Raw genomic sequence first — 12,865 nt, 5'->3', positions numbered from 1 at the left:
GTTAAATCATCTGTATTTATACGCATAACAAAATATAAGATTTTGTCAACGAATTAGTTAACCTTTACAATTTCGAAGGAGGTTACGACTGAGAAATCTTAAGGTTATGAGTAACTCCCATTTATGAGATTTCTCCTTCCAGTCGAAATGACCGTTTTGGATTCATGAGATTAGGTCACTTCATTACGTTCCGTTCTTAATGATGTTATGTATTGTTAGGTAGAAGAATAAAGAAGCGTTAACTTACTTTAAAGTTAATTCTCTATGTTCAATTCCCCATTTAACCATCACATCTAAAGCGGTATGTAATCGCGTTCCAGATTCTGTTAATTCATATTCAACTGTAACAGGAGTGGTATCGTGAATGGTACGTTTAATGATTCCGTTAGCTTCTAAATCTTTTAATTCTTTAGACAACATTCTTGGAGAAATTTTTCCAATGTTTCGTTGTAATTCTTTAAAACGCATTTTTCCGTATAATAAACTACCAATAATAGATAGTTTCCACTTTCCGCTTATTACATTTAAAGTATCTCTTAATGCTAATACATATTGAACAGAGCATCTTTTTAGCTCCTCCATTTGAACAACTGTTTCCATGTTTATTGAGTTGGTATACTTTTGTATACTGGTATACTAAAGTATAGTAGTTACTTTTGTATAGCAAATATACATACTTTTGTGATATAAAAAACAAGTAAAAATAAAAGAATGAAACACTTAGTAATTGTAACACACCCAAATATTGAGGAATCAAACGTAAATAAGTCTTGGATAAATGAGTTGCAACAGCACGATGATAAAGTAACAATTCATCAATTATATAAAGAATATCCAGATTTAAATATTGATGTAGCAAAAGAGCAAGAGTTGTTATTGAATCATGATAGTATCGTTATTCAATTTCCGTTGCATTGGTTTAACACTCCCTTTTTATTAAAAAAATGGATGGATGAGGTACTAACATATGGTTGGGCTTTTGGTCCAAGAGGAGATAAGTTAAAAGGAAAGAAATTCCGTTTATCAGTATCAACAGGAGGTACCGAACAAACCTATAATAGTTTTGTATCTTTAGAAGACTTATTAAAATCGGTAACTGTTTCGTTTGAGTTTTGCGGATCAGAAGTATTACCATCACATGTGTTTTACGGAGCAAATGACAATCCGAAGCTTGAAGACATTGAAGTAAACTCAAAACAATACGCAGATTTAATCTTACAATAATTAAAACCAGAAACAATGAAAAATTTTAAAAACCCTTTAGTGTTAGCATTAATCGTACTTGCAACACTATCGTTTACTACCATTAGAAAAGAAGTAAAAAAAGTGAATACCAAAGAGAGTAAAGTGGTGTGGAAGGGCTACAAAGTAACAGGTTCTCATGAAGGAACAGTTAGCCTACAATCAGGTACTCTAAATTTTGAAGAAGATAAATTAGTAGGAGGGGAGTTTGCAATAGATATGACATCTATAGCAGTAACAGACTTATCAGGAGATTACCAAAAGAAGTTAGAAGGTCATTTAAAGTCTGATGATTTTTTTGGTGTGAATAATCACCCAACAGCAAAACTAGTTTTTACAGAGGTGAAAGCTAAAGGAAAGAATTCTTATGAAGTAACAGGAGATTTAACAATTAAGAATAAAACAAACCCTGTAACTTTTGAAATTTCTGTATACGGAGAAAAAGCAACAGCATCGTTAAAAATTGATAGAACAAAGTATGATGTAAAATATGGTTCTACAAGCTTTTTTGATGGTTTAAAAGATAAAGCAATTTATGACGAGTTTGATTTGGTAGTTGATTTGGTTTTTTAAAACCCAACTAAGATTGTATGCATACCTCGAACTTTGGTTTGGGGTATGTTTTAAAAATAGAATTAAACAAGAACACCCTTATGAAACGAGCTACGTTTTTACAAATACTAGGGTTAGCTTCAGTGAATTTGAGTATGGGAACACTTAATGGTTTAAAAAAGTTATCAGATAGTTTGCCGGCTTCTCAAACAATGCCAGTATTGTTCTTGGGGCATGGTAGCCCTATGAATGCTATTGAAGAAAACGAGTTTACTAGAGGTTTTCAAAATATTTCAAAAACACTATCCAAGCCCAAGGCGATTATTTGTGTTTCGGCACACTGGTTTACCAAAGGAACAAAAGTAACAGCAATGGAAATGCCTAAAACAATTCACGATTTTGGTGGTTTTCCTCAAGAATTATTTGAACAACAATATCCTGCTAGTGGAAGTCCTGAATTAGCTAAAGAAACAAAACAATTATTGCTTCCTAATTTTGTAGAGCTAGACGAGCACTGGGGGTTAGATCATGGTGCTTGGACTGTATTAAAGCATTTATTTCCTAAGGCAGATATACCTGTAATTCAATTAAGTATTGATTATACCAAAGATGCTACTTATCATTTTGAATTGGCTAAACAACTAACTTCATTAAGACAAAAAGGAGTGTTAATTATTGGAAGCGGAAACATTGTTCATAATCTAAGGTTAGTTGATTGGAAGAATTTTGATAAGGATGATTATGGATATGATTGGGCTATTGAAACAAGAGAAACAATTAATAAATATTTGCTAGAAGGAAACTTTAAACCATTGATTGACTACAAAAAACAGTCGAGAGCATTTCAACTTGCAATTCCAACACCAGACCATTACTTACCTTTGCTTTACAGTTTAGGATTGCAACAAAAAAATGAAGAAATTCAGCTTTTTAATGATAAGCTATTAGCAGGTTCTTTAAGTATGACATCTCTAAAAATAGGATAATAAAAAAACCTGTGTAAAAACAATTACACAGGTTTTTTATAATATAATAAAGGTTTACGATCTTTGTTTTATGGCATTAATTGTTGTTTTAATTACAAACCAACAGAAACATACAATACCCAAAGAGAATACAATATCTCCTATCATTCGCATCCATTTTAAGGTTTGCACTGTTGGGTTGTACAGTAGTTCAGGGTCTCTAGCAAAAGAATATCCTTTGGTAATTGAAGTATATGCCTGAATTACACCAACAGGTAGTAGGCTTAATACGACCATTAATATCAATCCAATATTTAAGAACCAAAATACATTTTTTACCAATTTTTCATTCCAGGGAATATTTGAATACAGGCGTAAACAGATTAAAATAAACCCCATACCTAACATTCCATATACTCCAAACAAGGCTGTGTGCGCATGTACTGCGGTAGTGTTTAATCCTTGGATATAGTACAATGCAATAGGAGGGTTGATTAAGAACCCGAATACACCAGCACCCACCATGTTCCAAAAGGCAACAGCAATAAAGAAGAAAATAGGCCACTTGTAGCGTTGAATCCAAGCATTCTTTTTTAATAAATTCCAGTTTTCTCTAATTTCAAACCCCATTAAAGTTAATGGTACTACTTCTAAGGCACTAAACGTAGCTCCTAAAGCAATAGCTTGCACTGGTGTTCCTGAATAATACAAGTGATGTAGGGTACCAATAATACCTCCTGCTAAAAAGATAGTAGCAGAAGCAATAGCTGTTTTTCCTGCTGTTTTGGTTGAAATAACTTTCATTCGAGAAAAGATATAAGCAATAACTACCGTAGCAAATACCTCAAAGAAGCCTTCTACCCATAAGTGTACTAGCCACCATCTCCAATAATTAATTACTGGTAATGAGCTGTTTTCTCCATACATTAATCCTGAGAAAAAGAACATACCAATAGCAATTACAGCTATTAATAGGATAGAAAGCAAATGTTTAGAATCGTCTTTTTTACGGATACCATACAGCACGTGTCTACCAACCATAACTACCCATAATATTAAACCAATACCTAAGAATATTTGCCAGAATCTACCTAAATCCATGTATTCGTATCCCTGGTGACCAAAGAAGAAATTAGTGGTTAAGTCTAAAAATTGATGTACACCTAACCATTCTCCTAGCATAGACCCTAATACAATTATTAATAAGGCTACAAATAAGAAGTTGATACCGAAAACTTGGTACTTCATTTCTTTACCACTGATTATTGGTGCTAAGAATAATCCTGTTGCTAACCAGGTAGCGGCAATCCAAAATACAGCAAGTTGCGTATGCCATGTTCTTGAGATTGAATACGGAAGATATTCAGATAAATTAAATCCGAAGAATGCTTGCCCTTCTACTGTGTAATGTACAGTAACAATCCCCAAAACAACTTGTAATACAATAAGCAGGGAAATAACTAAAAAGTACTTCAATACTGCTTTTTGCGATCTAAAAAGCTTTAAGTCGAGTAAAGGATCCTTGTTTGGGTTTGTTACTGCTTCTCCTTTTTCATGGTTTCGGATGTAATAATAGGTTAACACTCCAATAAACAGCAGTAATAAAATTATTGAAAACCCTGACCAAAGTTGTGAATCGGGAGTAATCGTATTATTAATTAACGGCTCATGTGGCCAGTTTGAAGTATAGGTATATTCCTGATCTGGTCTTTCTGTACTGGCTGCCCATGAAGTCCAGAATAAAAAGGCATTAAGCTTAGCTAGTTTTTCAGTATCGGTTAAAGCACCTTCAGGAATAGCATATTTTTCATGACCTTTTGAAAAGATATTCGCATAGTGTGCAGCGTTTGCTTCAATAGCTTCTTTTCGCTCTTTAGAAATTGTTATTGATAGGTCTTTTTCATTAAACGTATTAGTTCTAATGTTTTTTACCAAACGTGCTTTTAAAGCAGCTTTATTTTCTTCATCTAAAGCATCATAATTTTTGTTGAAGTCTTTTTTAGCCCAATAGTCTAATAAATAAACAGCTTCTTTATGAATCCAATCGGCTGTCCAGTCTGGAGCTACATAACTTCCGTGTCCCCAAATAGAACCCACTTCCATTCCTCCAATAGACTCCCATATATTTTGTCCATCTTGAATATCTTTTTTTGTATATATAGTTTCATTACTTCCGTTAACTTTTACTGTTTCAGGTATAGGGGGTTGGGTTTGGTAAATTTCTGTACCTACCCATATTAATGCAATAAATGATAATACCACTACTGCAATAAATCCAGTCCAAATTTTTCTCATTATTAATTATTTAATTGATTTTCTAATTTGATTGCTTTTTTAAATAGAATGTTGTTTTCTAAATGAATGTGTTTGTGTAAATCTTCTTCAAACTCCTGAAGCATAGCTAAAGCAACTTTATAAGTATTGCAGGCATCAGCAGGAGGAGTGTAGTTATTAGTAAGTTTTGAAATGGTTCTAAATCTATCCCCTTCATTATCATGCTCAGTATGCATCATGTTAATAGGGTTTTCTACCGTGCCAAAAGGAGGGGGTGAAAGGGGAGTGTTCGTATTACTAGCTGTGACTAATTTTTTAATAAAAGGAAATAAAATAAGTTCCTCTTTTTTCATGTGGGTTGTTAGTTCACCTGTACTTTCTTTAAAAAGCTGTAAAACTTCGAGTAGCTCAGGGTGATTATTGCCATGTACTTTGGCTATTTTAGTTAGGTATTCTAAAATTTCAGGAATTTGTTTTTCTACATACGTATGATGATTTTGGTAGATATAATCACACAAAAAATCTAACGACCAGCTTTGATAGTCGTTAGTAGATTTAGAGCCTTTATCAATTCGGATGAGTTTATTGATTAACGTATCTGGAACAATACTTTTTTTCGTTGAAACTTCTTGAATAGTTCTGTTACCATTACAGCAAAAATCGATACCATAAAGTTTAAAAATTGTAGCTGTTTTATAGTTGTTTGCAACTATGTTGGCTACTGTTGAGTTGTTATTTATTTCCATTTTGTTTCAGTTTATATTTATAGGTTATAAAAAGATCTTTTTATCTTTTATTGGTGTAAATTTTTTTACTCTCGTTTTAGCCAGAAAGTATTTTTTTTATCCTGGGTGTATAATACATCATGAAGTGTATTCTCTTCTAACATTTTTCTTAGGTTATCTCTAATTTCTACAAATTTAAAGTGAAGAGGGCAAGGAGAGCTATCGTCGCATTGCTTTAAACCCAATCCGCATCCTGTATAAATACTATCACCATCTAACACGCGAACTACATCACTTAAACGAATTTTTTTAAGGTTGGCTTTGTTAATTACAAAGCCGCCATAAGGTCCTTTAATAGAATCTATGATATTATTCTTCGTTAAAATTTGTAATATTTTTCCTGTGAAAGCTTCTGGTGAATCAATAGCAGCAGCAATGGCTTTTACACCAACTTTGTTATCTAAGCTAGATTGCTCTGCAACAAAAATAGTTGCTCTTAAACCGTATTCACAAGATTTTGAAAACATATAAAAATAATATGCTACAAAGATATTGGTTTTCTTTAAAAAAGATACTAGAGTCTTTTATTTTTTTATAAAAAAAGCACCATTAAAAAATGATGCTTTTGAATCTTATTTTGTGTTTAGTTTTTTCGGTGCCAGTATGCTGTTCTACCAAAGGCAGCAAAACCGATGTAACCTCTAATTTTTAACTTGTCATTGTTTTCAAGTTTAATATAACACTTGTATTCTTTTCCGTTTTTAGGGTCTAAAATTTTTCCACCGCTCCATTCATCACCATCTTTTTTTAATCCAGTTAAAATGTTCATTCCTAAAATAGGATTGTTTTTAAGTTTTCCGCTGCATTTATCACAAACAGCTTCTTGACGTTTTTCGTCGGTAATCTCAACAATTTTAGCGTACGCCTTTCCGTCTTTTTTATATACTTCAATTACAGAGTCTACCTTGTTAGTTTCTTCATCTCGGTTTTCCCATTTTCCGAATATAGTTTGTGCGCTCATTGATAAGCTAACAGTTGTAAATAATAAAGCAAAAAGTATTTTTTTCATAATTTAAAAGTTTTAATAGTATATCGTTTTCAAAAAGTATTCCAATTAATCGTATTGTGCGTCAAAGTTGCTATCCCACTTTCCTTGTACACGTAACACTTGTTCAATAATATCACGAGCACAACCGTTACCGCCAGTTTTATCAGAAATGTATTTTGAAATTTGTTGTATTTCGCGAGCTGCATCGTTAGGGCAAGATGGCATACCAACAAGTTTCATCACAGGATAATCAGGAATATCATCTCCCATGTACACTACATTTTCAGGATTCAATTTGTATTTTTCAACCAACTCATTAAACTGTTGAATTTTGTTGTGAGCTCCTAAATAAATATCTGTAATACCTAAGCCTTCTAAACGTGCACGTACACCTTCATTCTTACCTCCTGAGATAATGCAAACTCTGTAGCCAGCTTTTACAGCTGCTTTTAAGGCATACCCGTCTTTAATATTCATTTGACGTACGAGTTGTCCATCAGGAAAAATGGTTACAATTCCGTTAGTCAACACACCATCTACATCAAAAATAAAAGTATCTATTTGAGGTAAATATTCTTTATAACTTTTTTCCATTTTCTTGGATTGATTTAGTAATAAGTTTATAAATTTTTTGTTGTTCAGCATTTAGCAAAGCCAAATGATCTTGAATAGTTTTTTGGTCGTTTCTTTTAGCAGGACCAGTTTGTGCTGCATCAGGAGTCAATTCAGTTATCTTTTGAGCTGTTTCTTTAATCAACGGTTGTAATACTTCAAAAGGGACTTGATATTCATTACAAATATCAGCACCAATTTTATACATGTGGTTGGTAAAGTTATTTACAAAAACGGCTGCGACGTGTAATCGTTTACGTTGTTCAGAATTGATACGGTATATCTTTTTTCCGATTGATTTTGCTAGATTTTCTAATAACTGCAAGTCTACTTCATTTTCAGCTTCTAAACAAAACGGAATTTCATCGAAATTAACTTCTTTGTCTTTTGAAAAACTTTGCAATAGGTAAAAAATACCTTTACGACCAGTGTTTTGTAACGATTGCATAGCCACACTTCCAGAAGTGTGCACCACCAAACCATTTTTTTGTTCAATTTTACGAGAAACATCACCAATAGCGTCATCAGAAACAGCAATGATATATACATCAGCTTTTGTTAAAAGCTCTATGCTATTTGTAATAGAAGTAACCTCTTTTAAATGCTCTACTTGCTCAATATTTCGAGCATATACTTGCACCAACGATACTTCGTTTGTTTTACTAAAAGCATTGGCTAAATGTGTAGCTACATTACCGCCTCCTATAATGGCAACCTTAATCATAGCACGAAGATATTGAAATTAATTAAAAATATTTTTGCATATTTGTATCATTATGATTGTATAAGTCACCTCAAATAGTAGTGTTGCTTGAGCAACAAATAGTTACGTCTTAATCTTCTTAAGACAATTTTTATGTATATATAAAATTTTATAATGACAGATTACAATCAAACATCAAAACAAACCATATTCTCACTTTTTAAAGATGCTGTTTTAGGAAGACAGCAAGATTTTACGACAGGAAGTATTCGTAAAGCTATTTTTTTATTAGCAATTCCGATGATTTTAGAAATGCTAATGGAATCTATTTTTGCTCTGGTAGATATTATTTATGTATCGAGAGTAAGTGTAAACGCAGTAGCTACTGTAGGGTTAACTGAGTCAGTACTAACCTTAGTATACGCAGTAGCGATAGGGTTAAGTATGGCGGCAACTGCTTTGGTGGCCAGAAGAACAGGAGAAAAAGATGCTGAAGGAGCAAATCAAACAGCAGTACAAGTTATTTTTTTAGGAGTATTTATTTCAATACTTATTAGTGTTGTTGGAATTTTATATCCAAAAGAAATACTAGCACTCATGGGAGGGGATCCAGACTTAATAGCTGAAGGTTTTGGTTATACCCAAGTATTGTTAGGAGGAAACATTACTGTAATGTTACTGTTTTTAATCAATGCTATTTTTAGAGGGGCAGGAAATGCATCTATCGCAATGTGGACGTTGATTTTATCAAACGGATTAAATATTATCCTAGATCCTATTTTTATCTTTGGATTAGGTCCTATACCTGCATACGGAGTAGAAGGAGCAGCTATAGCAACAACAATAGGTAGAGGAACAGCAGTTGTAGCACAATTATTAGTATTGTTCTTTGGGGCTGGTAAAGTAAAATTAGCCGTTAAAGATTTAGTGATAAGAGTTTCAGTAATGATAAACTTAATTAAAGTGTCATTAGGTGGAATAGGGCAGTTTATTATTGGTACCTCTAGCTGGGTATTTTTAATGCGAATTATGTCTGAGTTTGGAAGTGAAGTACTTGCTGGATATACAATTGCTATTCGAATAATGATGTTTACTTTAATGCCTGCTTGGGGAATGAGTAATGCAGCAGCTACTTTGGTAGGTCAAAACTTAGGAGCACAACAACCCGAAAGGGCAGAAAAGTCCGTTTGGATAACCAGTAAATACTGCGCTTTTTTTATGGGAGCAGTTTCATTGATTTATATAGTTTTTGCTCCAACCTTTTTAGGATGGTTTTCTGAAAATTCTGAAGTTGTTGAAAATGGAGCATTGTGTTTACAAATTATGGCGGCAGGATACATAGCGTACGCATACGGAATGGTTGTAATTCAATCATTCAATGGTTCAGGTGATACGAAAACACCGACCTATATCAATTTTGTGTGTTTTTGGTTATTCCAATTACCATTTGCATACCTTATGGCAATTACTCTTGAGTTTGGCCCTATTGGCGTCTTTTTAGCAATAACATTAGCAGAAATTTTAATTGCTGTGGTAGGTGTTTGGATGTTTAAAAAAGGAAAATGGAAATCTGTTAAGGTATAAGGTAGTTTTTGTAATTTAGCTACTAAAGTTCTGTAAAGAAATCTAAAGTCTAAGATTTTAAAACCTCTTATTACTATGAATACCAAACACACACTAGGCGTTAATACTATTTGTACCCATGTTGGTGAGATAAAAGACGAACAGTTTAAAGGAGCTATTTCACCTATATATATGTCTACATCTTACCAATTTGATAATGTTGATGTAAAAAGATATCCGCGTTATTTTAATACGCCTAATCAAGAAGCTTTGTGTAAAAAAATAGCAGCTTTAGAAAAAACGGAATCAGGTTTGCTATTTGGTTCAGGTATGGCTGCTATTAGTACTTCGCTATTAGCTTTTTTACAAAAAGGAGATCATGTAGTATTGCAAGAAACGTTGTACGGAGGAACCTATAATTTTATAGTAGAAGAGTTTGATAAATTTGGAATAGAATATTCGTTTACCAATAGTTTAGCTATTGAAGATTTTGAAAAAGAAATTCAGCAAAATACGCGTATAATTTTTATTGAAACTCCATCCAATCCTTTATTAAAAGTGGTAGATATACAAGCTGTTGCTAATTTGGCAAAGGAACATGGTATTGTAACAATGATAGATAATACATTTGCCTCTCCAATTAATCAAACTCCAGTTGATTTTGGAATTGATATTATGATACATTCTGCGACTAAATATATGGGAGGTCATTCAGATATTTTGGCAGGAGCAGTAGCTGCTTCAGAAGAACATATACAACGAATATGGAATTTAGCAAAAAACCTAGGAGGGAGTTTGAGTGATTTTACGGTGTGGATGTTAGAACGTAGTTTAAAAACGATGAATTTACGTGTAAAGCGACAAAGTAAAAACGCTCTAAAAATGGCAAAATATTTAGAGAAGCATAAACACATAGCTAAGGTGTATTATCCAGGGTTAAAATCGCATACAGATTATGAGTTAGCTAAATCTCAAATGAAGTACTTTGGAGGTATGTTGTCTTTTGAGCTACAAGAAGAAATTGATGCGATGGATTTTCAACGTAATTTAGCATTGATAAAACCGTCTATGAGTTTAGCAGGAGTAGAAAGCACAGTATTAAGTCCTACACAAACCTCGCATGCGTTACTTTCACCAGAAGAAAGAGCAAAGCAAGGAATAAAAGATGGACTTATTCGTTTTTCGGTAGGAATAGAAGAAACAAAAGATTTAATTAAAGATATAGAACAAGCATTACAAAAAACAATACAATAAATGAAACTAGATATATTAGCTTTTGGAGCGCATCCAGATGATGTTGAATTAGGATGTGCTGCTACAATAGCCAAAGAAATTTCGTTAGGAAATAAAGTAGGTATAGTCGATTTAACTCGAGGTGAATTAGGAACACGAGGTTCTGCTGAGTTAAGAGATAGTGAGGCAAGAATAGCTGCTGAAGTTTTAGGAGTATCAGTACGTGAAAATTTAGGATTTGCAGATGGTTTTTTTACAAATGATAAAGAGCATCAATTAAAAATTATTAAAATGATACGTAAGTATCAACCAGAAATAGTATTGTGTAACGCTATAGACGACCGCCATATTGATCACCCAAAAGGAAGTAAGTTAGTATCTGATGCGTGTTTTTTAAGTGGTTTACTTAAAATAGCAACTGAATTAGATGGAGTTCAGCAAGAAAAGTGGAGGCCAAAACAAGTATACCATTACATACAATGGAAAAACATTGAACCTGATTTCGTGGTAGATGTTACAGGTTTTATGGATAAAAAGATAGGTTCGGTTATGGCATACTCATCACAGTTTTTTGATCCTAATAGTAATGAGCCAGAAACACCGATAACTAGTGTGAATTTTACTGATAGTATTGAGTATAGAGCTAGAGATTTAGGAAGGTTGATAGGTGTAGATTTTGCAGAAGGCTTTACATCAGAGCGTTATGTGGCAGTTGAAAATTTAAGTAAATTAATTTAGAAAAAAGTTTTGTCAAAATATGAAAAGCTTGTATATTTGCATCCGCAAGTTACATGGTGATTGTAGCTCAGCTGGTTAGAGCGCCGGATTGTGGTTCCGGAGGTCGCCGGTTCGAACCCGGTCTTTCACCCAAAAGCAAAAGCCTTTCTATTTAGAAAGGCTTTTTTTGTGGAGTAAACTAGTATAAATAAGTAAAAAAAGCTTCTCAGTTATTTCTGAGAAGCTTTTCTGTTTTCTAGCCATTGTTCGTATTTGTCTTTATGTTTAAAGCGGTTGTGAGTCCATAGGTAATACTCAGGTTGAACTTTAATGTTTTTTTTAGTTACTTCTAAAAATTGATCTATAATTTTAAAATTATCAAATTCATTTGGAGAATCAGTGATTAGTTCAAATTTAACCTCATAATATCCTCTTTTGACTTTAGTAGTACTCATGTTAACTACTACAGAATTGTATTTTTTTGCTAAAATTTCTGCTCCAGTGTGTACAGGTACTTTTTCGTTTAAAAAAGTAGTCCAATATTTGGTTTTTTTTACTTGTGGAGATTGATCGCTTAGTAAAATATATAAACATTGTATTCCTTTAGAGTGTCTATAACTCATGCTTTTATTGAATAAACTAGTAGGAACAGCGTCAAAACCAAATTTTGTTCTAGATTCTTTAATTACTTTGTCAAAATAAGGATTTTTGATTTTTTTATAAGCACCAAAACAATCAATATTTAAAACTAAAGGCATACCAAAGGCCCATTCCCAATTCGCTTGATGAGCTCCGACCAAAGTAACACTTCTTCCTTGTTCAGCATATTTATTAATAATTTCTGGATTTAAATATTTATAGCGTTTGTATAGCTCTTTTTTACTGATAGAAAATGATTTGACACCTTCAAAAAGTAGATCAACAAAATGTTTAAAAAATTTTATAGAGATTTTGTTGATTTCTGATTCCCTTTTAGAAGGGAAAGCTGTTTTTAAATTTTTTTCAACTACTTTTTTTCTATAGCCTATAACATAGTAAAGTATAAGAAAAAAGAAATCAGAAAAAATATATAAAACCCTCATTGGTAATCTTGATAATAACCAGATAAATGGATAAATAAAAATAAAAGCTAAAAACTTCATATAAGAAAAATTAAAAATGCAAATATCGCATTAAATTATCAATCATTTACTTTATTAACTTTTGTTTATGTTTGTGGATATATATAAAA

Annotated in this window: 14 protein-coding genes and 1 tRNA gene; 7 read left to right on the top strand and 8 right to left on the bottom strand. The window is 32.6% G+C overall.

Features of this window, described 5'->3' with window-relative positions:
• Positions 1–243: 243 nt before the first annotated feature.
• Positions 244–600, bottom strand: a complete 357-nt coding sequence (locus ACQYZ7_RS14715) for a winged helix-turn-helix transcriptional regulator (RefSeq protein ID WP_430730473.1) — start codon at positions 598–600, stop codon at positions 244–246.
• A gap of 111 nt (positions 601–711) precedes the next feature.
• Between ACQYZ7_RS14715 and ACQYZ7_RS14710 the strand changes: the two genes are divergently transcribed.
• From ACQYZ7_RS14710 to ygiD, 3 genes are all read left to right on the top strand, one after another.
• Positions 712–1,224: an NAD(P)H-dependent oxidoreductase gene (locus ACQYZ7_RS14710; RefSeq protein WP_430730472.1), complete on the top strand. Its 513-nt coding sequence runs from the start codon at positions 712–714 to the stop codon at positions 1,222–1,224.
• A gap of 15 nt (positions 1,225–1,239) precedes the next feature.
• On the top strand, positions 1,240–1,815 hold the full coding sequence (locus tag ACQYZ7_RS14705; RefSeq protein ID WP_430730471.1) for a YceI family protein: 576 nt from the start codon (positions 1,240–1,242) through the stop codon (positions 1,813–1,815).
• A gap of 134 nt (positions 1,816–1,949) precedes the next feature.
• Complete coding sequence (gene ygiD, locus ACQYZ7_RS14700; protein WP_430730476.1) at positions 1,950–2,780, top strand: 4,5-DOPA dioxygenase extradiol; 831 nt, start codon at positions 1,950–1,952, stop codon at positions 2,778–2,780.
• Between the two features lie 54 nt (positions 2,781–2,834).
• Here ygiD and ACQYZ7_RS14695 read toward each other — a convergent pair whose 3' ends face one another.
• From ACQYZ7_RS14695 to ACQYZ7_RS14670, 6 genes are all read right to left on the bottom strand, one after another.
• Positions 2,835–5,054: a nitric-oxide reductase large subunit gene (locus tag ACQYZ7_RS14695; protein WP_430730470.1), complete on the bottom strand. Its 2,220-nt coding sequence runs from the start codon at positions 5,052–5,054 to the stop codon at positions 2,835–2,837.
• A gap of 2 nt (positions 5,055–5,056) precedes the next feature.
• On the bottom strand, positions 5,057–5,779 hold the full coding sequence (gene ric / locus ACQYZ7_RS14690) for an iron-sulfur cluster repair di-iron protein (RefSeq protein ID WP_430730469.1): 723 nt from the start codon (positions 5,777–5,779) through the stop codon (positions 5,057–5,059).
• Between the two features lie 65 nt (positions 5,780–5,844).
• Positions 5,845–6,285: an RrF2 family transcriptional regulator gene (locus tag ACQYZ7_RS14685; protein WP_430730468.1), complete on the bottom strand. Its 441-nt coding sequence runs from the start codon at positions 6,283–6,285 to the stop codon at positions 5,845–5,847.
• 116 nt (positions 6,286–6,401) lie between these two features.
• Positions 6,402–6,827, bottom strand: a complete 426-nt coding sequence (locus ACQYZ7_RS14680; RefSeq protein WP_430730467.1) for a DUF2147 domain-containing protein — start codon at positions 6,825–6,827, stop codon at positions 6,402–6,404.
• A 45-nt stretch (positions 6,828–6,872) separates the two neighbouring features.
• The gene (locus ACQYZ7_RS14675) at positions 6,873–7,400 is read right to left on the bottom strand and encodes a KdsC family phosphatase (RefSeq protein ID WP_430730466.1); all 528 of its coding nucleotides are present in this window, start codon (positions 7,398–7,400) and stop codon (positions 6,873–6,875) included.
• Positions 7,384–8,142 (bottom strand): Rossmann-like and DUF2520 domain-containing protein, encoded by a 759-nt coding sequence (locus ACQYZ7_RS14670; RefSeq protein WP_430730465.1) that lies wholly within the window; start codon positions 8,140–8,142, stop codon positions 7,384–7,386. Before ACQYZ7_RS14670 ends, ACQYZ7_RS14675 begins: the two co-directional genes overlap by 17 nt.
• Positions 8,143–8,295: 153 nt before the next feature.
• Here ACQYZ7_RS14670 and ACQYZ7_RS14665 point away from each other — a divergent pair, with 153 nt between their 5' ends.
• The 4 genes from ACQYZ7_RS14665 to ACQYZ7_RS14650 all read left to right on the top strand — a co-directional run bounded on the left by ACQYZ7_RS14665 (position 8,296) and on the right by ACQYZ7_RS14650 (position 11,786).
• On the top strand, positions 8,296–9,705 hold the full coding sequence (locus ACQYZ7_RS14665) for an MATE family efflux transporter (protein ID WP_430730464.1): 1,410 nt from the start codon (positions 8,296–8,298) through the stop codon (positions 9,703–9,705).
• A gap of 75 nt (positions 9,706–9,780) precedes the next feature.
• Positions 9,781–10,938, top strand: a complete 1,158-nt coding sequence (locus ACQYZ7_RS14660) for a trans-sulfuration enzyme family protein (protein WP_430730463.1) — start codon at positions 9,781–9,783, stop codon at positions 10,936–10,938.
• Positions 10,939–11,655: a bacillithiol biosynthesis deacetylase BshB1 gene (bshB1, locus tag ACQYZ7_RS14655; protein ID WP_430730462.1), complete on the top strand. Its 717-nt coding sequence runs from the start codon at positions 10,939–10,941 to the stop codon at positions 11,653–11,655.
• A 55-nt stretch (positions 11,656–11,710) separates the two neighbouring features.
• A tRNA-His gene (locus ACQYZ7_RS14650) sits at positions 11,711–11,786 on the top strand.
• A 78-nt stretch (positions 11,787–11,864) separates the two neighbouring features.
• On the opposite strand, the gene ACQYZ7_RS14645 is transcribed toward ACQYZ7_RS14650, so the two are convergent.
• Entirely contained in the window at positions 11,865–12,776 is a 912-nt protein-coding gene (locus tag ACQYZ7_RS14645; protein WP_430730461.1) for a lysophospholipid acyltransferase family protein, read from the bottom strand.
• Positions 12,777–12,865 lie beyond the last annotated feature (89 nt).

Source organism: Tenacibaculum sp. SDUM215027, from assembly GCF_050566205.1.
Taxonomy (GTDB): Bacteria; Bacteroidota; Bacteroidia; order Flavobacteriales; family Flavobacteriaceae; genus Polaribacter.
The sequence above is the reverse complement of the archived record's forward strand: the minus strand, read 5'-3'. Positions and strand labels throughout refer to the sequence as shown.